The organism is Pseudomonas sp. GW821-FHT05D12, from assembly GCF_059419825.1.
The window spans coordinates 20,163-40,277 of the sequence record NZ_JBWKSN010000004.1 but is presented as its reverse complement, the minus strand read 5'-3'; the positions used below and the strand labels follow the sequence as shown (position 1 = coordinate 40,277).

At 64.3% G+C, this 20,115-nt stretch carries 17 protein-coding genes; 15 read left to right on the top strand and 2 right to left on the bottom strand.

Annotated features, from left to right (window positions below; genetic code table 11):
* The first annotated feature begins 15 nt into the window (after positions 1–15).
* Positions 16–489, top strand: a complete 474-nt coding sequence (locus AC07SI_RS08235) for an isochorismatase family protein (protein ID WP_495005514.1) — start codon at positions 16–18, stop codon at positions 487–489.
* An 83-nt stretch (positions 490–572) separates the two neighbouring features.
* A complete protein-coding gene (locus tag AC07SI_RS08230) occupies positions 573–1,469 on the top strand; it encodes an alpha/beta fold hydrolase (protein WP_495005513.1) in 897 nt (298 codons plus the stop codon).
* A gap of 120 nt (positions 1,470–1,589) precedes the next feature.
* Here the strand turns inward: AC07SI_RS08230 and AC07SI_RS08225 are convergent, their stop codons facing one another.
* Positions 1,590–2,558 carry a GlxA family transcriptional regulator gene (locus AC07SI_RS08225; RefSeq protein WP_495005512.1) on the bottom strand — a complete coding sequence of 323 codons (969 nt, stop codon included), beginning with the start codon at positions 2,556–2,558 and terminating at the stop codon, positions 1,590–1,592.
* Between the two features lie 90 nt (positions 2,559–2,648).
* Here AC07SI_RS08225 and inhA point away from each other — a divergent pair, with 90 nt between their 5' ends.
* Positions 2,649–3,329 (top strand): isonitrile hydratase, encoded by a 681-nt coding sequence (gene inhA, locus AC07SI_RS08220; protein ID WP_065907219.1) that lies wholly within the window; start codon positions 2,649–2,651, stop codon positions 3,327–3,329.
* Positions 3,330–3,384: 55 nt separating this feature from the next.
* Here the strand turns inward: inhA and AC07SI_RS08215 are convergent, their stop codons facing one another.
* Positions 3,385–4,014, bottom strand: a complete 630-nt coding sequence (locus AC07SI_RS08215; protein ID WP_201143893.1) for a LysE family translocator — start codon at positions 4,012–4,014, stop codon at positions 3,385–3,387.
* Positions 4,015–4,174: 160 nt separating this feature from the next.
* On the opposite strand from AC07SI_RS08215, the gene AC07SI_RS08210 reads away from it, so the two are divergent.
* The 12 genes from AC07SI_RS08210 to AC07SI_RS08155 all read left to right on the top strand — a co-directional run bounded on the left by AC07SI_RS08210 (position 4,175) and on the right by AC07SI_RS08155 (position 20,115).
* The gene (locus AC07SI_RS08210; RefSeq protein ID WP_106804607.1) at positions 4,175–4,690 is read left to right on the top strand and encodes a sigma-70 family RNA polymerase sigma factor; all 516 of its coding nucleotides are present in this window, start codon (positions 4,175–4,177) and stop codon (positions 4,688–4,690) included.
* Complete coding sequence (locus AC07SI_RS08205; protein WP_495005511.1) at positions 4,677–5,627, top strand: FecR domain-containing protein; 951 nt, start codon at positions 4,677–4,679, stop codon at positions 5,625–5,627. The genes AC07SI_RS08210 and AC07SI_RS08205 overlap by 14 nt, the downstream gene beginning before the upstream one ends.
* Positions 5,628–5,733: 106 nt before the next feature.
* Positions 5,734–8,220: a TonB-dependent siderophore receptor gene (locus tag AC07SI_RS08200; protein WP_495005510.1), complete on the top strand. Its 2,487-nt coding sequence runs from the start codon at positions 5,734–5,736 to the stop codon at positions 8,218–8,220.
* A gap of 442 nt (positions 8,221–8,662) precedes the next feature.
* A complete protein-coding gene (locus AC07SI_RS08195) occupies positions 8,663–10,102 on the top strand; it encodes an undecaprenyl-phosphate glucose phosphotransferase (protein WP_065907235.1) in 1,440 nt (479 codons plus the stop codon).
* Positions 10,102–11,562 (top strand): mannose-1-phosphate guanylyltransferase/mannose-6-phosphate isomerase, encoded by a 1,461-nt coding sequence (locus AC07SI_RS08190; protein WP_106804610.1) that lies wholly within the window; start codon positions 10,102–10,104, stop codon positions 11,560–11,562. The genes AC07SI_RS08195 and AC07SI_RS08190 overlap by 1 nt, the downstream gene beginning before the upstream one ends.
* A 1-nt stretch (position 11,563) precedes the next feature.
* A complete protein-coding gene (locus AC07SI_RS08185; RefSeq protein ID WP_065907241.1) occupies positions 11,564–12,475 on the top strand; it encodes a glycosyltransferase family 2 protein in 912 nt (303 codons plus the stop codon).
* Positions 12,476–12,480: 5 nt separating this feature from the next.
* Positions 12,481–13,281: a polysaccharide biosynthesis/export family protein gene (locus AC07SI_RS08180; RefSeq protein WP_495005509.1), complete on the top strand. Its 801-nt coding sequence runs from the start codon at positions 12,481–12,483 to the stop codon at positions 13,279–13,281.
* A gap of 14 nt (positions 13,282–13,295) precedes the next feature.
* Positions 13,296–15,287 (top strand): GumC family protein, encoded by a 1,992-nt coding sequence (locus tag AC07SI_RS08175; protein WP_262135179.1) that lies wholly within the window; start codon positions 13,296–13,298, stop codon positions 15,285–15,287.
* Positions 15,287–16,477 carry a glycosyltransferase gene (locus AC07SI_RS08170; RefSeq protein ID WP_106804613.1) on the top strand — a complete coding sequence of 397 codons (1,191 nt, stop codon included), beginning with the start codon at positions 15,287–15,289 and terminating at the stop codon, positions 16,475–16,477. The genes AC07SI_RS08175 and AC07SI_RS08170 overlap by 1 nt, the downstream gene beginning before the upstream one ends.
* Positions 16,467–17,795 carry a GH39 family glycosyl hydrolase gene (locus AC07SI_RS08165; protein WP_106804614.1) on the top strand — a complete coding sequence of 443 codons (1,329 nt, stop codon included), beginning with the start codon at positions 16,467–16,469 and terminating at the stop codon, positions 17,793–17,795. Before AC07SI_RS08170 ends, AC07SI_RS08165 begins: the two co-directional genes overlap by 11 nt.
* A gap of 8 nt (positions 17,796–17,803) precedes the next feature.
* Positions 17,804–19,021, top strand: coding sequence for a glycosyltransferase family 4 protein (locus AC07SI_RS08160; protein ID WP_065907254.1), 1,218 nt, complete (start codon positions 17,804–17,806; stop codon positions 19,019–19,021).
* Positions 19,012–20,115, top strand: a complete 1,104-nt coding sequence (locus tag AC07SI_RS08155; RefSeq protein ID WP_065907256.1) for a glycosyltransferase family 4 protein — start codon at positions 19,012–19,014, stop codon at positions 20,113–20,115. The genes AC07SI_RS08160 and AC07SI_RS08155 overlap by 10 nt, the downstream gene beginning before the upstream one ends.

The following is a 20,115-nucleotide window of genomic DNA, read 5'->3' as shown; positions in this document are numbered from 1 at the left end:
CGTCACGGGAGCCCCATGCGCCAGGTACTGCTGATCATCGATGTGCAACCTTCCTTCAACCCTCCCGAATGGCTGGTGGACGGCATCAATGCCCTGCTCGGGCGATTGCCGTCAGTGGCCACCGTAGAGCGCCATGACGAAAGCATCACGCCCTTCACCCGCCAGCTCGGCTGGCAACCGGCACCGGATGACCGCAGCCTGATCGCGGCAGATCGCGTCTTCATCAAGCACGGCTATGCGCCGACACCCGAAACCATCGCCTACCTGAAAAGCCTCGCCCCCGAGCGCGTGCTGGTGTGCGGTATCCAGACCGACACCTGCGTATTGGCGGCGGGGTTTGCGTTGTTCGATGCCGGGCTGCAGCCGACCTTGATCAGCGACTTGACGGTCGGCTCGTCGCTGGATCGCTCGGGCAAGCTGGGCGTGGATCTGTGGCGGCACCACTTCAAACAGGTGCGCAGCAGCGCCGAGCTGGACCTGGACAAGTAACCCTACTGCCTTCAAGTGCGCCCTATCCCGTCACGCCCGTGGACTACAGTTGCAACACCGCTGACCCACAGACAGGAGCCCCCATGACCGCACTGCTCTATATACGTACCTCCATGCTCGACGTGGCTTATGAAGCCCATGGCCCCGCCGACGGTACCCCGGTGATCCTGTTGCATGGCTTTCCCTACGACCCGCGCGGCTACGACGCGATCGCGCCGGTGCTGGCCGCGCGCGGGTGTCGGGTGCTGGTGCCGTACCTGCGCGGTTATGGCCCGACGCGGTTTATCAATGAGCAAGTGCTGCGCTCCGGGCAACAGGCGGCGCTGGCCAAGGACTTGCTCGAGTTCATGGATGCGTTGTCGATCCCGCAGGCCACGCTTGCCGGGTATGACTGGGGTGGCCGCGCCGCGTGTATTGTCGCGGCGCTGTGGCCGCAGCGGGTGCGGGGGTTGGTGACCGGGGACGGCTACAACATCCAGGACATCGCCAAGTCGCTCAAGCCGCGTTCGCCCGTGACGGAGCATCGGTTGTGGTACCAGTTCTACTTTCATACCCAGCGCGGCGTGGATGGGCTGACCGCCAATCGCACGCAGTTGTGCAAGTTGCTCTGGTCACTGTGGTCGCCGTCCTGGGCCGAGGGGCCGAGCCTGTATGACCAGACGGCGCCGTCGTTCGACAATCCGGACTTTGTCGAGGTGGTGATTCACTCCTATCGCCATCGCTTCATGTACGCACCCGGCGACCCGGCGTTGGAGCCCATCGAAGTGGCCCTGGCCCTGCAACCGCCGATTTCGGTGCCGAGCATTTCGCTGTGTGGTGCCGATGATGGCGTCGGACCACCGCCGGAAGAGGACGACGATGTGGAGCACTTCAGCGGCTTTTACCGGCGCGAAGTGTTGCCCGGCGTCGGCCACAATATTCCCCAGGAAGCCCCGCAGGCGACTCTGGCAGCGATCATTGAGTTGCTCGACCGACGCTAGGGCGCAGCTGCAAGCCGGAAGCTGAAGACGCAGGGCACGGGCGACATGCAGCGCGGCGGCGTGCCGGGGTGTCACGGCGCGCTCCAGTTCGAGAAACAGTACAAATGTGTACGTTTTCATTCAAACCGGATCGTAGAACCGCTCACGGTAGGCCTGGGGCGTGACTTGCAGGGCGCGCAAAAAGCTGCGGCGCAGCGTTTCTTCACAGCCAAAACCGCAGTGCACGGCGATGCGCTTGATCGATGCGCTGCTGTCGGCCAGTTGCCGGCGTGCGGTTTCAACCCGGATCAACTCGACGGCGCGCGCGGGCGTCTGGCCAGTTTCGGCGCGGTAGTGACGCACGAAACTGCGCTCGCTCATACCCGCCTGGGCGGCGAGCGTCGCGATGTTGAGGTCGAGGGTGAGGTTGTCGGCGATCCAGGCGTGCAGCTCGGCAAAGCGGCTGCCGGCTTTTTGCAGCGACAGGGTCACGCTGAACTGCGATTGGCCGCCGGGGCGCTTGAGGAACACCACCAGGTGCCGCGCCACTTCCAGGGCCACGGCGCGGCCCAGGTCTTCCTCGACCAGGGCCAGGCACAAGTCGATGCCGGCCGTGACACCGGCGGACGTCCACACTGAGCCTTGCTGGATAAAGATCGGGTTGGACTCCACCGTCAGCGCGGGAAACTTGCGCGCCAGTTCCTCGCAGCGGGTCCAGTGGGTAGCGACGCGGCAACCGTCGAGCAAGCCGCTGGCGGCCAGCAGGAAAGCCCCGGTGCACACCGACGTCATGCGCCGGGTATGACGGGATTTTTCACGCACCCACTGCACCAGCGCGGCGTCTTCGGCGACGCCATACACGCCCCAGCCACCGGCGATCACCAAGGTGTCGCAAGGTGCGTCAACAGGGGGCAGCGGCTGCGCCACCAACGCCAGGCCCGCCGAGGTCATGACCGGCTCTGCCTGGTCGGCGATCACGCTGACGGCGTACGGCAACGGCAAGCCGCGTTGGCGCGCCAGGTCATTGGCCGAGGCGAACACCTGCAACGGCCCGGTCACGTCGAGGACCTGGGCGTTATCGAAAGCGAGGACGTGGATGATTCTGGGCATGATTGGCGTGATTGGTGGGCTCAATGGCGTATTCGCCAAAGCCTAGGCCTCTAGAGTGAAGTCGTCCACCCCTTTAGCGGAGCTTCATTCATGACCTTGCAGATTGGCTTTCTGTTGTTCCCCGGCATCCAGCAACTGGACCTGACCGGCCCTTATGACGTGCTGGGCTCGCTGCCGGAGGTGAAGCTGCACCTGATATGGAAAGACCTCGCACCGGTCACGTCCAGCACCGGCCTGGTGTTCACCCCGACCATGACTTATGCCGACTGCCCTGCCCTGGATGTGATTTGCGTGCCCGGCGGTTCCGGCGTGGGCGCATTGATGGAAGACCCGTCCACCCTGGACTTCCTCAAGGCCCAGGCGCACACCGCGCGCTACGTGACTTCGGTGTGCACCGGCTCGCTGGTGCTCGGCGCAGCGGGTTTGCTGCGCGGGCGCAAGGCCACGACTCACTGGGCCTACCACGACCTGCTCGCCCCGCTTGGCGCGATCCCGGTCCAGGCGCGTGTCGTGCGCGACGGCAACCTGTTCACCGGTGGCGGGATCACCGCCGGTATCGACTTCGCCCTGACCCTGGCGGCCGAGCTGTACAGCGAAGCGGCGGCGCAACTGGTGCAACTGCAGATCGAATACGCGCCGGCGCCGCCGTTTGATTCGGGCAGCCCCGACACCGCGCCGAAGCACGTGCTGGAAGAAGCCCACAAACGCACCGCCGAGTCGCGCAAGACCCGGGGGGAAATCGTCGCACGGGCGGCAGCACGGTTGGGCTGAGGTTGAGCCTGGCGAGCTGGCGGTACCTGTGGCGAGCTTGCTCGCCACAACAGGCTCAGGCCGGACGAGACATCAGCGCCAGGCGCACGGCCAGCACGGTCAACACCGTCGCCAGGCCCCATTTCTGCAACGCCGCACCCGCTGAACGGCCGGCAAAAAACCGGCTGACTGCGCCGCCGAAAATCCCCAGCAGCAGGTGAAACACCGCGGCGATCACCGTCAGTACGCCGCCCAGCACCAGCAGTTGTATCGCGATCGACCCCGTCTCAGGGCGCACGAATTGCGGCAGGAATACCACAAAGAACAGCAGCGCCTTGGGATTCAGCAGGCTATTGAGCATGGCCTGCAAAAACACTCGGCCCAGCGGCACCCGCTCGACTTGGGCCTGCGCCCCACCCGGACGTTTCTGCAGCGTCTTGAACACCAGCCACAGCAGATAGATCACCCCGGCAAAGCGGATCAAGTCGAACGACGGCGGCCAACTCGCGACCACCGCAGTGACCCCCGAGGCGGTCAACCCGGTCAACAGCAGGTCTGCCACGCCAATGCCCAGCGCCGAGGCCATTCCCCCGCGCCAGCCATGGGTCACGCCATGGGTGATGACAAACGCCATGTTCGGCCCCGGCGATAACAGCAACAGCAGCACAGCACCGGAAAACACCGCCAGGGTTGCAAGGTCGATCATGCTCGCGCCGTCCATGAGGAAAAGCCTGCAGATTAGTCGGCTCACCCCGGCCGAACAAAAAATTGTGCTGGATACATTGCGTGCCGGGAATTGCGAATGGCCACGACCACCGTCTAGAATGCGAAACATTATCAATTAAGACTGCTGCGCCAGGATGCCCATGTCGAGCGACCACCCACTGGACCATGCCGCCATCGGCCAGCTGTACCACGCCCATCATTCCTGGCTGCGTGGCTGGCTGAACCGCCGCACCGGTTGCCGTGAACATGCCGCCGACCTGGCGCAGGAAACCTTCGTGCGCTTGCTCAACGCGCGCAAGCAGCAGACCTTGCAACAGCCTCGCGCCTACCTGAGCAGCATCGCGCGCAGTCTGATGATCGACCAATACCGGCGCCGCGAATTGGAACGCGCCTACCTCGAAAGCCTCGCCCACTTCCCCGAGGTCGAGGTGCCGTCGGAAGAAACCCGGTGGCTGATCCTCGACAGCCTGGAACGCATCGACCGCCTGCTCGACCAGCTCAAGCCACGGGTGCGCGAAGCCTTCCTGCTGGCGCAACTGGATGGCCTGACCTGCGCGCAGATCGCCCTGCGCCTGGGCGTGTCCAAGGCTACCGTGGAGCGCGACCTGGCCAAGGCGCTGCACGCCTGTTATCGGTTGCGCTATGCCGAACTCTGACCCGCGCCTGGTGGACCAGGCCATTCAATGGATGATCAAGCTGCGTTTCAACGTGGCCGACGACGCCAGCACCGCCGCGTTCGATCGCTGGCTGCACACCAGCGCCGAGCACCAGCAGGTGTGGCAGCGGGTGGCGACCATGAACGATGATTTCAACCAGCTGCCGGCCCAGGTCGGCCGCCATGCCCTGCAAGGTGCGCGTCAACGCATCAGCCGCCGCGAAGGCTTGAAGCTGCTCGGGCTGGTGGCCGGGGCAGCGGGCTTGACCTGGCTCGGTCGCGACTACACACCGCTGCCCGGCTTGATGGCCGACTACCGCACCGCCACGGGTGAGCGGCGTTGGGTGGCGTTGGACGACGGCAGCAAGATCCAGCTCAACAGCGCCAGCGCCTTCGACGCCACGTTCAGTGCCGAGCGCCGCCTGGTGCACCTGCACCGGGGCGAAATGCTGGTGAACACGGGCGTCGACGACCGGCCACTGTGGGTACAGACCCGCGACGGATACCTGCGCGCCCTCGGCAGCCGCTTCCTGGTGCGTGAAGAAGCCCAGGGCACGCTGCTCGCCGTCCAACAGGGCGCCGTGGCGTTATTTGCCAACAGCCGGGAGGCCAACGCGCGCCAAGTACTCAAGCCCGGCGAGCAGGTGCTGTTCGACCACACCGGCGTTCATGCGCCCATCGCCAACGGCCTCGATCCCTGGGGTTGGAGTGACGGCGTGATCAGTGCCCACAATATGCGCCTGGACGACTTCCTCAGCGAGTTGAGCCGCTACCGCAATGGCCTGCTGCGTTGCAGTGAAGCGGTGGCCGGGTTGCGCGTGTCGGGGACTTATCAGTTGAACGATACCGATCAGGTGCTGAGCCTGGTGGCGCAATCGCTGCCGGTCGACGTCACCTACCGCAGCCGTTATTGGGTGACCGTCAGCCCTCGCGTTTAACGCTTCGAAAAATAAATGAGGTGAATTCTCATTGCCGCTCGACCTGTAAGGAAAGGCCGATCAACAGGCCGGTTCTGTCCACTTCCTTCAGGAGCATCCCGCGGTCATGCAAGCGTTCCCCTCACAACGTTCTCCACTCAAGCGCGCGGTACAGGCCGCCTTGCTCGGTGCCTGCCTCAGTGGCGGCGCCGTGCCGCTGGCCGTGCTGGCCGACACCTTGGCGAGTGACACCCAGGCCCGCGACTGGAACATCGCCGCCGGCTCCCTCGCCAGTGCGCTGGACCAGTTCGCCCGCCAGGCCGGGATCAGCCTGTCGTACGACGCCACCAGCGTGGCCGGCAAGGCCAGCCCGGGCCTGAGTGGCCGCTTCGACCGCGAGCAAGCCCTCGGCCAGTTGCTGCGCGGCCAGGGCCTGCAAGCCCAGCGCCAGGGCAGCAGCAACTGGCTGCTGTTGCCGCAAGTGGCCGACACCGGCGCACTCAACCTGGGCGCCACCACCGTCACCGGCGACCGCCTGGGGGCAACCACCGATGGCACCGGGTCCTACACCACCGGCGCAGTCACCATCGGTAAAGGTCAACACAGCCTGCGCGAAACGCCGCAATCGGTGAGTGTGATGACCCGCCAATTGATGGATGACCAGAACCTCACCACCATCGACGACGTGATGGAGCGCACGCCCGGCATCACCTCCTATGAATCGCCGATGGGCGGCAAGTATTTCTATTCCCGTGGTTTCAAGATGCTCGGCCAGTACCAGTACGACGGCGTGCCGCTGGACATGGGCAAGGACTACGCACAGGCCGACAGTTTCAGCGCCAACATGGCGATCTATGACCGTGTGGAAGTGCTCAAGGGGGCCGCCGGCATGCTCAAGGGCGCCGGCACGGCCAGCGGCGCGGTGAACTTCGTGCGCAAGCGGCCACAGGCCAGCCCCACCACCAGCCTGTCGCTGTCCGCCGGCACCTGGGACAATTACCGCGCCGACGTCGACACCGGCGGCCCGCTGAATGACAGCGGCACGGTGCGCGGTCGTGCGGCGGTCAGCCAGCAGAATCGTGGCTCCTACATGGACATCGCCAAGCGCCAGGACCAGGCCTTCTACGGCGCCCTCGACATCGACCTCAGCGCCGACACCACCCTCGGCCTCGGCGCCAGTTATGAAGATGTCGATGCCACCCCGTGCTGGGGCGGCCTGCCGCGCTACGCCGATGGCAAGAGTGCCAAGCTCAGCCGCTCGACCTGCCTGGGCCAATCCTGGAACGACTGGCAGAGCCGACGCGCCACGTACTTCGCCGACCTCACGCAGCAGCTCAACGACGACTGGAAACTCAAGGTCGCGGCCGTGCACAGCCGCAACCTGCAAGACATCAAGTACGCCGCCAGCGAAGGCACCATTGCCTACGACAACCCAGCTCCGACCGCCGTCTCCTACGCGGCGCTGATGGATTACGACCACAAGGACTTCGGCCTCGACGCCTACCTCGACGGCAAATTCGAAGCCTTCGGCCTGCAGCACGAACTGATCCTCGGCGCCAACGGCAGCCGTGGCACCCAGGACGACATCTACGCGATCCAGAACCTGCCCACGCGCCAGAGCATCTACCAACCCAACCATCACTTCCCGGAACCGGCCGACAACACCTTCTGGCCCAACATGTACCGTGGCAGCACCATCAAGGAGACCGCGACCCAGTACGGCACTTACGCGACCTTGCGCCTGCGCCTGGCCGAGCCCTTGATGTTCATCGTGGGCAGCCGCGTGAGCTGGTACGAAAACCGTCGCCAGTCCTACAGCCTTGGTTGGGGCGAATGGTCGCTGCAGGATGCTCGCACGAAGGAAACCGGCGAGGTCACACCGTTTGCCGCACTGATCTATGACCTCAACGAGCACCTGTCGGTGTACGCCAGCTACGCGGATATCTTCCAACCGCAAAGCGCCTACGCCACCGCCGACGGCGCCGCGCTCAAGCCGAAAATCGGCGACAACTATGAGCTGGGCATCAAGGGCGAGTGGTTCGAGGGGCGCCTCAACAGCTCCCTGGCGCTGTTTCGCTCCATCGAGAAAAACGCCGCCGAAACCGACTACCTGAGTTTCTGCCCGACCTCCGCCGATGGTTATTGCTACACCGATACCGGCAAGGTCCGCGCCCAGGGCGTGGAGGCCGAAGTCAGCGGCGAACTGCTCGAGCGCCTGCAGGTGTCCGGCGGCTACACGTACACCCAGACCAAGACCCTGAAGAACATCGACAGCGCCGCAGAAGGCGGTGTTTCCAACAGCTACGTACCGCGCCACATGCTGCGGATGTGGGGCGACTACCAGCTCGACGGCGCGCTGTCGAAATGGAGCGTGGGTGCCGGGGTCAATGCCCAGAGCAGCAATTACCGCGTACAGACCATCAAGCTGGAACAGCCCGGCTACGCGACCTGGAGCGCGCGCCTGGCCTACCGTCTCGACGACACCTGGACCGTGGCGGTCAATGGCAACAATCTCTTCGACAAAACCTATTACAACACCGTCGGAACTGCATCATGGGGCAACTTCTACGGTGAACCGCGCAATTTCACCGTTAGTTTGAAAGGCAACTTCTGATCCCGCGAAACCCCCAGTGGCAGGGCACTTAGTGCGCCCTGCCACGCCCTCTTTGTCCCCCCTTCCTACTGCCGCTGGAAAAAGGTTTGTCCTTTAAACAGGAAAAATCTCACATTTGTTCCTACACTCAAAAACACACCCATTTACCGAGTGTTCGGACAAGGAATGTCAATAAAATGCCACTAAAAAGACTGATTAACCTGTCTAGCACGCCACCTCCGCACCATCGTCAATTCGTTGACTAAGCACGAAAAGGGAACACTCCTTTAGTCACTATCGCCGCAAAATCCCTTCAAATGGATAGCTTCACTGATATGTGCATTTGGATTGGTAGTTGCGTATTACCCAGAGTAGCCGTAGTTCGAAGTGCCCTCTAACGCCATCGCGGCTTTATTGAAGCGACAACGAACAACAGCAACTGGAGTGCAATGAGGGATGTTTTATGCGAGAAAAGTCGTCCGTCGACAGCCTGTTTTTAACGCGCGCCGGTTTTGTTGAGTTCTTTGTCGTTTTCGTCAAATTGATCCATGGCCTCACGGCCATTCTGCCGCCGCTGGTCCTGGTGCTTTTCCTGGACCCGTTGGCCCCTGAGTTGCGCCCGCATTTCATCGGCCTGCTGGTATTTTTCGCAGTGCTGACCATCATTCTGTTCCAGGCCCTGGGCATCTATTCCGAGGAGCTGTTCAGCAACCGCCTGCGTCTCAAAGCCAAGATCAAGGCCTGGACCGCAGCGTTTTGCATCCTGCTGTTCATGTACCAGATCCTGCAGTTTTTCCCGCAGTTGAGCCCGCGCAACCTGGCCGCGTGGTACGTCGCCAGCCTGGGCCTGCTGTGCCTCGAACGCCTGGTCATGCTGCGCCTGTACCGCCGGCTGATGAGCGCCGGCAAGTACCTGCAACGCACGGTGATCCTGGGCTTTACCGACACGGCCGTGCACGTTGCCGACCACCTGCAGCGCAACGGCGATATCCGTTCCGGCCTGATCGGTTTTATCGACGACCGCACCGAGCGGATCCCCAAGGAGCTGAGCAACCTGCCCTTGCTCGGCAACACTCGCGACCTGGAAAAACTGATCCGCGCCGAGCAGGTCAACCAGGTCATGATCTGCCTGCCGTGGGCCGCCGAGCAACGCATCCACGGGCTGGTCAACCGTCTGCGGCAGATGTCGGTGAACGTGATGCTGGTGCCCGACATGGCCGCCCTGCGCTACGGCCACAGCCGCATCACCGACGTGGGCGGGATCCTGATGTTCAACACCTCGCAATTGCCCTTGCGCGGCTGGTCGCCGGTGATCAAGCGCTGTGAGGATTTCCTCCTGGCGAGCCTGGCCCTGGTGGCGTTGTCACCGGTGATGCTGGCGACCGCGATTGCGATCAAACTCGATTCCAAGGGGCCGGTGCTGTTTCGCCAGAACCGCTACGGCTATAACGACAACGAAATCCGCGTGTTCAAGTTCCGCTCGATGTTCACCGACCAGAGCGACTTCACTGCCGAGCGCCAGACCACCCGCCAGGACCCGCGCATCACCCGCGTGGGTCGCATCATCCGCAAGACCAGCATCGACGAGTTGCCGCAGCTGTTCAACGTGCTGCTGGGCAACATGTCCATGGTCGGCCCGCGCCCGCACGCCACCGCCACCAAGGCCGCGGGCATTCCCTTCGAAGTGGCGGTGAGCGAGTACAGCTCGCGGCACCGGGTCAAGCCCGGCATCACCGGCTGGGCGCAAATCAATGGTTACCGGGGTGAGACCGACACCCTGTTCAAAATCCAGAAACGTGTCGAGTACGACCTGGAGTACATCTCCAAGTGGTCGGTGTGGTTTGACTTGTACATCGTCTTCATGACGGTCCCGGCCGTCCTTTCCACCAAGGAAGTCTATTGATGAATACCCTCAACGGATTAATTCCCTGCATCATTTCCGGTGGTTCGGGCACGCGGCTGTGGCCGGTGTCCCGGCAGAACATGCCCAAGCCGTTCATGCGCATGCGCGATGGCCAGAGCCTGCTGCAAAAGACCTTCCAGCGCGCCGCCAAGCTGCCCGGCGTGGAAAGCGTGTTGACGGTGACCAACCGCGACCTGCTGTTTCGCACCCTGGATGACTACCGCCTGGTCAACAAGGCGCACCTGCCGCTGGATTTGCTGCTGGAGCCGTTCGGCCGCAACACGGCCGCGGCGATTGCCGTGGCGGCGCTGCATGTGCAGGAGCATTTCGGCGGCGATGCGCAATTGCTGGTGATGCCTGCCGACCACTTGATCCTCAATGAAGTCGCGTTCGCCGCGGCGGTGACCCAGGCCCGCGACCTGGCCGAGGCCGGCTACCTGGTGACCTTCGGCATCCAGCCCGACCACCCGGAAACCGGCTTCGGCTATATCGAACAAGGTGAGCCGCTGAGCACCGGCAACCGGGTCAAACGCTTCGTCGAGAAGCCCGACCTGGCCACCGCCCAGGCCTACCTTGATGGCGGCAAGCACCTGTGGAACGCCGGCATGTTCTGCTTCAAGGCCAGCACCCTGGTGGAGGAACTGGCCACCCATGCCCCCGACGTGCTGGAGGCCGCGCGCGCCGCGCTGGAACACAGCCAGAGCCTGCAGAACAAAACCTCGCGCCAGCGTGAGCTGGACGCCGATGCCTTTGGCAGCGCGCCGGATATTTCCATCGACGTGGCCCTGATGGAAAAGTCCCAGCAGGTCGCCGTGGTGCCCTGCGATATCGGCTGGAGCGACATCGGCTCCTGGGAAGCGCTGCGCCAGCTCACGCCCAGCGATGCGCACGGCAACCAGGTCAACGGCGAAGCGATCCTGCATGACGTGCACAACTGCTACATCGACTCGCCCAAGCGTGTATTGGGCGCGGTGGGCGTGCGTGACCTGATCATCGTCGACACCCCGGATGCGCTGCTGATCGCCGACGCCAACCGCAGCCAGGACGTGCGCTACATCGTCGCCGAACTCAAGCGCCAGAACCACCCGGCGTACAGCCTGCACCGTACCGTCACGCGGCCGTGGGGCACCTACACCGTGCTCGAAGAAAGCAGCCGCTTCAAGATCAAGCGCATCGTGGTCAAGCCCCAGGCCTCGCTGTCATTGCAGATGCACCACCATCGCAGCGAACACTGGGTGGTGGTCAGCGGCGCGGCGCAGATCACCAACGGCGAGCGTGAATTCCTGATCAACGCCAACGAGTCCACGTACATCCCTGCCGGGCACAAACACCGGCTGACCAACCCCGGCATCATCGACCTGGTGATGATCGAGGTGCAGAGCGGCGAGTATTTGGGCGAAGACGACATCGTGCGCTTCGACGACATCTACGGGCGCGCCCCTCTCGAGGCGAAGAAATGACATGCGCACTTCGCTGATCATCCCGACCCGAAACGCCTCCAGCCACCTGGCGCGCTTGCTGCCGGCGCTGAAGATGCAAACCCTGCAACCGGACGAGATGCTGGTAGTCGACAGCGCCTCCAGCGATGACACCGTGGCGCGTTTTCGCGAGTTCGGTGCGCGGGTCGAGGTCATCGACGCGCGTGATTTCAACCACGGCGGCACGCGCCGCTGGGCCAGCGAACAGGTGGGTGGCGACGCGCTGATCGTCATGACCCAGGACGCCATCCCCGCGACCCCGCAGACCTTCGCCAACCTGCTGGATGAATTGCAGCAGGACCCGCTCAACGGCGTGGCTTATGGTCGCCAGCTGCCGCACCCCGATGCCGGGGTGCTGGGCGCGCAGTCGCGGCACTTCAACTACCCGGAGCAGAGCCGCAGCAAAAGCCTGGCCGATGCGCCCGTGCTGGGGATCAAGACCTGCTTCAGCTCCGACTCGTTTTCAGTGTACCGGCGCAGCGTGCTGCAGGCGGTCGGCGGTTTTCCCGCCGACGTGATCGGCAGCGAAGACGCCTACGTTGCGGCGCGCATGCTGCTCGAAGGCTACAAGGTGCGCTACGCCGCCACGGCGCTGGTGCATCACTCCCACGATTACAAACTCATGGATGAGTTTCATCGCTACTTCGACATTGGCGTGTTCTACGGTCGCGAGCCGTGGATCAGACAGGCCTTTGGTGACGCCGGCGGTGAAGGCAAACGCTACGTGCTGGCCGAACTCGCGGCCTTGCGCAAAGCCGGTGCCTTGCACCGCGTACCCGAAGTGCTGGTGCGCAGCGCGTTCAAGTTGCTCGGCTACCGCCTGGGCCATCTTGAGCGCCGCCTGCCGCTGGCCCTCAAGCGGCGCATCAGCATGTTTCCCGGTTATTGGAGGTGAGCAGCATGACCCACAGGAAGTCCCGCTTGATCAAACCCGCCGTGCTCGCCTTGGCCATGCTGGCCCTGTCCGCCTGCAATACGCCGGCACGCATCGCCCCGCCCGACGACCAGACTGTCGAGGACGGCAAGCGCGCCCTCGACCAACTCGCCCAACTGCCGCCGGCGGTGGAACGCATCCGCATCGGCGACCAGTTGCGTATCGTCCGCGATGCCGGCGAGATGCCGACGCTGTCGGCGTTCAACGTCAGCACCATCTACGAGCTGACGCTGTATACGGTGCAGAACGACGGCAAGATCAACTACCCCTTCCTGGGGCCGATCCAGGTGGCGCATCGCACCCCCGCCGAGGTCGCCGCCGACCTGACCAAGAGCCTCGCCCCGGTGTACCGCGAGCCACGCGTGACGGTGAACATCAACCAGGCACCGGGCAACTCGGTGATTGTCGGTGGCGCGGTGAACAACCCGACAGCGGTCCAGATCGCCACGGCCAACACACTCGAGCAGGCAATCGTCGGCGCCGGCGGGGTCAACCCCTCGGGCAACGCGAGCATGGTCGCCTTGCTGCGTGAAGATGCCCAAGGCGCCTACCACGCCTACTTTCTGGACTTCAGCCAGTACCTCAAGACCGGCCCCAACGGGCGCAAACAAGTGCCGCTGCAACGCGGTGACGTGGTGTTCGTGCCCAAATCCAACGTGGGCGAGCGCATCCAGGGCGTGGATACCTACCTGAACCAACTGATCCCGTTCACCAAATCCATTGGGGTTGGCTACAACTACACCAGAACCAGCGGCGGCAATAACTAAAGGAGCGACATCCCATGATCGAGATCCGTTCTTTTCGTGATCTTCTGCGCCTGTTTTTCATCTTCCGCCACGAGTTCAAGCTGGCGGCCATCGCAGCGCTGGTGATTATCCTGCTCGGCGCTTTCCTGCTGCCGGCCAAGTACGAGTCCACCGCCCGCCTGCTGGTCAAACCGGGGCGTGATTCGACCCTGCCGATCGAGATCAGCAACCGCCAGGCGCTGGTGATGCCCAGCACCCAGCGCGACCCGATCGTCGATGAGGAGCGCCTGCTCACCGGGCGTCCGATCGTGCGTGCGGTGGCCGAGCACTACCTGGAAGTGATCAACAATGCGCCGCCGCCCCAAGGCTTTTTCAAAAGCGCCAAGCATTACCTCAAGGAAGGCGTGGGCGCAGTCTTCGATGGCCTGCGCGTGGTCCTGGAAACCCTCGGTGTGGTGGAAAAAACCACCCCGGTGGAACGCCTTGCCGCCGGCCTGGAAAAGAGCTTTGAGGTGAGCCACGCCGCCGGCTCCACGGTGATGGACATCAGTTTTACCTGGGGCGACCCGGAAATTGCCCAGGCGGTGGTCAAGGACTGGGTCGAGACCTACATCAACGAACGCACCCAGGCCCTGGGGCGCAAGAGCCTGTATGCCTTCTACGAAGGCCAGGTGAATACCAGTGCCACCGAGATCAAGAGCTACAAGGAGCAGATCCTCAAGCACCTGAACGAGATCGGCGCGGCGAGCATCACCGACCGCCTGGAAGACTTGTCCGAGCGCATCAACGTGCTGCGCGGCGAGACCTTCAATACCACCCGCCTTATCGCCTCGTCCGACAGCGCCATCGAGAGCACGCGCAACCAGCTCAAGGGGCAGCCCAAGGAAGTCACCACGGTGCGCCAGATCGCATTGAACCCACAGCAGCAGGACTTGCGTCGCCTGCTCAACCAGAAGCTGCTGGAACGCGCCGACATGATGCGCACCTACACCGACAACGCGCCGCCGGTCAAAGCGCTGGATGCATCGATTCGCGCCATGCAGGCCCAGGTCGCCAACGAGAGCAACACCGTGCAGGCCTCGGAGAACCGTGCGCCGAACACCCTGGAAATCCACCTGCAGCGGGTGCTGCTGGATGAGTCGAGCAACAACCTGGCCCTGCGCACCCAACTGGTTCAACAGCAGAAGCAACTGGTCAACCTCGAGGACCAACGCAAGCAGGCCCTGGAGATCGAGCCGGAGCTGGCGCGCCTGTCCCGTGAGCTCAGCGCCACCGAGCGCAACTACGCGCTGTACGTGGACAACCTGGAAAAATCGCGCATCGACCGCGAGCTGGACAACAGCCAGATCAGCAACATCGCGGTGATCGAAGAAGCCACCCTGAACCCGGGTCGGATCTTCCCGAAAACCCTGTTGATGCTGGTGTTGGCGATTCCGTTTGCAATCGTCGTCGGCCTGCTGGTGATCTACCTCTGCTACCTGCTCGACCAGCGCATTCACGACGGTGGCCTGGTGGAACGCAAGTTCGGCTTGCCGCTGTGGACCACCCTGCCGGAGCTGGACACCACCACCGCGCAAAGCGCCAACGCCTTCAACGCAAGTATCTACCGGCTGTACAGCCTGTTGCAGCCCGACCGCATTGCCGAACGCGGCCTGACCCTGGGGCTGACGTCGGCGCGGCATGGCGAAGGCGTGACCTTTGTGGTGGAACAACTGCGCCTGTTGTTGCGCGAGAACGGCATCAATGTACGGGTCGGCGGGCTTGAAGCCGCCGCTCCGGGCGAAGTGGTGCTGCTCGACGCCTCGGCCTTGCTCGACAACCGCGAAGCCTTTATCACCTTGCGCCGCGCCGACCTGATCGGCCTGGTGGTGGAAGCACGCAAAAGTACCGTGCCGGTGGTCGAGCATGCGCTGTCGATCCTCAATACCGCGTTTGGCAAGGTCGACGGCATCATCATCAACCGTCGCAAGTTCGAAGTGCCGAGCAAAGTGCTGCAGACCATCGCCAAGTACCGGGGAGCGTTCTGATGCGTATCGCCCTGCTTGCACCCTTGCCGCCGGAAAAAAACGGCATCGCCGACTACGCGAACCACTTTCGCACGGCGCTGGAGCAGCTTGGGGTGACGGTGCTGACGCCGTTGGCCGGGGTGGCGGGCACTTCCGAGGCGATCAAGCACGCGGTCGCGACGTTCAACTGGCAGACCGTGGACCTGGTCCACGCCGAGCTGGGCGGCGGGCGCCTGGGTGAGTTCCTGGCCCTGCGCGAGTTGCGCAAGGCCTACTCGCACTTGCCGCTGACCGCCACCGTGCACGACCCGGAGCGCATTGTGTGGCGCCGTGAGCGCCTGCCGTTTCCGCTGAACCTGCTGGAGCGCTTGCCCAGCCCCTTGCCGCAGGCGGCCGTGGTGCTGGCCGACCCATTGACCCTGCGTGAGGAACGCCAGGTCGCCAAGGGCCTGACCCGCCTGGTGACGCTGACTCGCCTGGGCGCCGATTGCCTGCGCCTGCGCATGCAACTGCCGCCCGGCAAGGTGGCCGTGATCAACCATGCCAACCTCGCCGTGCCACCGGCACCGCTGCCCGCGCTCGACACCCTGCGCCTGCTGTATTTCGGGTTCATCTACCGCGGCAAAGGCATCGAAGACCTGGTGCAGGCGCTGGCCGATGTCTTCGCACAGGCCCCTGAACTGCGCGGCCACGTGCGCCTGACGCTGGCCGGCGGCACGGCGGCGGAAATGGCCTTTGGCGCCGGCGGCAACTACCTGGAGCAACTCAACAGCCAGATCGCCGCACTCGGCCTGACCGACGCCATCGACTGGCGGCTGAACCTGCCGGCCGACGAGATTGCCCAGACCATCCAGGCCCATCATGTGATGGTGCTGCCCTACCGCGAATCGAAAAAACTCGGCCTGCTCGGGCGCCAGCGCGGCACCAGTGGCGCGCTGTCCTGGGCCGCCGCCTGTGGGCGCGGAGCAATCACCTCCGACGCACGCGCGTTTGCCGAGGAAGTTGCCAGTGGCAATGGCGCCATCTACCCCGAAGGCGATGTGGCGGCGCTGGCCGAACAATTGCTGCGCCTGGCCCGCACGCCGGCGCTGGCCAGGGACTGGGCCGAACGCGCCGGCGAGATCGGCCGCGAACGCCTGTGGCCGCTGACCGCGCAGAAGTTCACCGAAGTGTTTGCCGAGGCCATCGCAGGAGCCCGCCATGGCGCGTAGACAAACGTTCCTTGCCAGCCTTGCGGTGGTCGCCGTGCTGGGCCTGACCGCCGTTTTGTGGGGGCGCCAGGCGGATGCCGAAAGCCATGTGCTCAAGGGCAACAAGACCGTGGTGTGGAAGGACTTTTTGGGCGTGAACGCACAGTTCCTGTGGTTCAGCCCCCAGCGATACCAGATGCAGATCGACCGTCTCAAGGACTTGGGCCTGGAGTGGGTGCGCCTGGACCTGCATTGGGATCAGTTGGAGCCGGCGCAGAACCAGTATCAGGTGGCCACCCTCGATCAACTGGTCGGCAAGCTGCAAGACAATCAACTCAAGTCGGTGTTCTACCTGGTGGGTTCGGCGCCCTTCGCCACCACCGCGCCGGCCGGTGCGCCCTATCAGGACCAGTACCCGCCCAAAGACCCGAACGTGTTCGCCAACCGCATGGCGCTGCTGGCCCAGCGTTACCCCAGCGTCAACGCCTGGCAGGTGTGGAACGAACCGAACCTGCTGGGCTTCTGGCGCCCGGTGGCAGACCCGGCCGGCTACGCCACGCTGCTCACCGCCAGCGCCGCCGCACTGCGCGCGGTCGCCCCGAATACCCCGGTGGTGGCGGCCGGCATGGCGTTCTTCAGCGAAATGCCCAACGGCCAGACCATGTTCGACGCCCTTGCCGCGCTGGGCGTGGCCAGCCTGAACACCGTCGTGTCCTATCACCCCTACACCCAATTGCCCGAAGGCAACGATCCGGCCAACCTCGACTTTATCGCCAAGACCACCCAGCTCAACCAGGCCCTGCGCAACGGCGGCGTGCAAACCTTGTGGAGCACCGAGTGGGGCTGGTCGACCTACCCCGGGCCCAAGGACGCCCAGGACATCATCACCCAGCAGGGCCAGGCCGATTACGTGGTGCGGCGCCTGGCGCTGATGAGCGCGCTGGATTACGACCGCATCTTCCTGTTCACCTTGAGCGACCTCGACCAGCGCGCCAGCGTGCGCGACCAGTTCTACGGGCTGCTGGACATCGACGCCAACCCCAAGCCGGTCTACACCGCGCTGAAGTATTTCCTCGACGTCAGCGGGCCGTCGCTCACCCCGGGTGACCCGCCGGTCGCCGACGCCTTGCCCGACGGCCTGTTCAGCATTGGCTGGACGCGTGCCGATGGGCGCAAGGTGTGGTTCTTCTGGTCGGCCGAAGGCGGTAACGCGCACTTGCCCAACCTGGCCAGCGCCACCCTGTACGACCCGTTGCGCGGTACGCAAACCCCGGTAAGCGGCACCAACGGCCTGACCGTACCGGTCAAGCCGAACCTGCAAATCCTGTTATGGGACTGAGGCCTGCCATGCGCATTTTATGGATCCTGCCCTACTCGCCCTGGCCCGCCACCAGCGGCGGTAAGACGCGCCAGTTCCATCTGCTGCGCAGCCTCGCCGCGCGGGGGCACCGGATCACCTTGCTGCTGCATGACAAGCACCCGGTGTCGCTCGCCGACCGCCAGGTGCTGGAGGCGTTTCTCGAGCAACTGATCGTCCTGCCGCGCCGCCCGCTGCGCAGCGCCACGACCCTGTTGGCCGGGCTGTTTGCGCCCTACCCGCTGCTCGCCAGTGTGAATGGCCTGTCGGGCGCCTTGCAGGACACCTTCAACAGGTTGCTGGATGAGCACTGGGATGTGGTGCAGATCGAGCACACCTACACCTTCCAACCTTACGAAGATGCGCTGGCACGCAAATCCCAACCGTTCGTGCTGACTGAGCACAACGTCGAATCGGCCCTCGGCGCCGCCACCTACGACCGTCTGCCGCGCTGGGCGCTGCCGTTCATTCGCTACGATCAATGGCGCTATGCACGTTGGGAGCGCCGGGTCATGCGCCAGGCCACACAGGTAATCGCAGTGACCGACAGCGATGCCCAGGTGCTGGAAAAAATCGCCGGCAAGCCGGTGCCGGTGGTGGTCAATGGCGTGGACTGCGACCACTTCGCCGCCGCCCGGCCCGATCCGTCGACACGCCGCGTGCTGTTCCTTGGCAACTACGAATACGCGCCGAACGTGGACGCCATCGAGTGGGCCCTGGATGACATCCTGCCCAAGGTCTGGGAGCGCTGCCCGCAGGCGCGCATGAGTGTCTGCGGCTTCGGCATGCCGGCCAGTTGGCGTGAACGCTGGCAGGACCCGCGTATCGAATGGCAAGGCTTCGTGCCCAACCTGCTGGCGCTGCAATCGAGCTGTTCGGTGTTCCTCGCACCGTTGCGCCATGGCGGCGGCTCCAAGCTCAAGGTGCTGGAAGCCCTGGCCGCCGGCCTGCCGCTGGCGAGCACCGCACAGGGCGTGTCGGGGCTGGACCTGGTGGAAGGCCTGGACTACCTCGGCGGGCAAACCGCTACCGCCTTGGCGGACGCGGTGGTGCGCCTGTTGCAGTTCCCCGATGCCGCCGAACCGATGGGTGAAGCCGGCCGCGCCTATGTACGCCGCGCCCATGACTGGAGCGTTGCCGCCAGCCAGTTGGAGCAGGTGTACGCGAGCCTTTTACCGCTCACATACAAGGAGCCCGCATGCGTGTAGGCCTGGATTACCGCACCGTCGGCACGTCGCCGCAATCGGGCATCAGCCGCCAGGTGTATGCGCTGGAAAGCGCCCTGCGCACCTTCCCAGGCATCGAGCTTGAGCGCTTTACCGTGGCGCCGCTGGGCGACGAAACCCGCTTGAAGGCCCATTGCCCGGCCTGGGGCTGTGCCAAGACCGCCATGCACCAACCGCAGAATCGCCTGCGTTTCGAGGCTGGTTTTTTGCCGCACGCCTTGCGTGAGCAGCACATCGACCTGTACATCAGCACCTTCAATATGGGCCTGCCGTTGCCGCCCAAGCCCAAGGGCCTGCGCAGCGTGGTGCTGTTGCATGACCTGTTCCAGATCACCTTGGACAACTACCACGCCAACCGCCTCAAGGCGCTGATCTACAAGACCAGCGATCGCCTGTCGATTGCCTACGCGGTGCACAGCGCCGACCGCGTGTGGACGCCGTCGCAGTACAGCGCTGATGAGACCGCGCGGCTGTTTCCCAAGGCTGCGGGCAAGATTCGCGTGTTGCCCAATCAGGTCGACGCCTTTGCCGAGCTGGCAGCGGACCTGTCGGCGCGCCAACTGCCGGAGCGCTACTGGTTGCTGGTGGGCACGCGCGAGCTGCGCAAGAACGTGCCGTTTCTGGTCGATGCCTGGCAGCAGGCGCGACGCCAGGCCCCCGGCGTGCCGGAGTTGGTGCTGGTGGGCAGCCTGGAACACCTGCCCGAATCCCAGCGCACGCTGCCGGGGATTCGGGCGCTGAGCGGCGTGTCGGATGCCGAGTTGCATGCGCTGTACCGGCAGGCGTCGCGCCTGTGGCAACCGTCTTACGCCGAGGGCTTTGGCCTGCCGGTGATCGAAGCCCTGAGCGTCGGCACGGCAGTGGCCGTGGCCAGCGGCACCTCGCTGGATGAAATCACCCCGCCGTCGGCGCCACGTTTTTCGCCTACCGACGGCCCGGCGCTGGTGCAGTTGATGGTCAGCCTGGCGCAGCAGCCTATTGAAGAATCCGCCGCGCAACGGCGCCAGTGGGCGGAGCGTTTCAACCATCACGCCTACCGTCGACGCCTGGCCGAACTGATCGAGGAACTGAAGTGA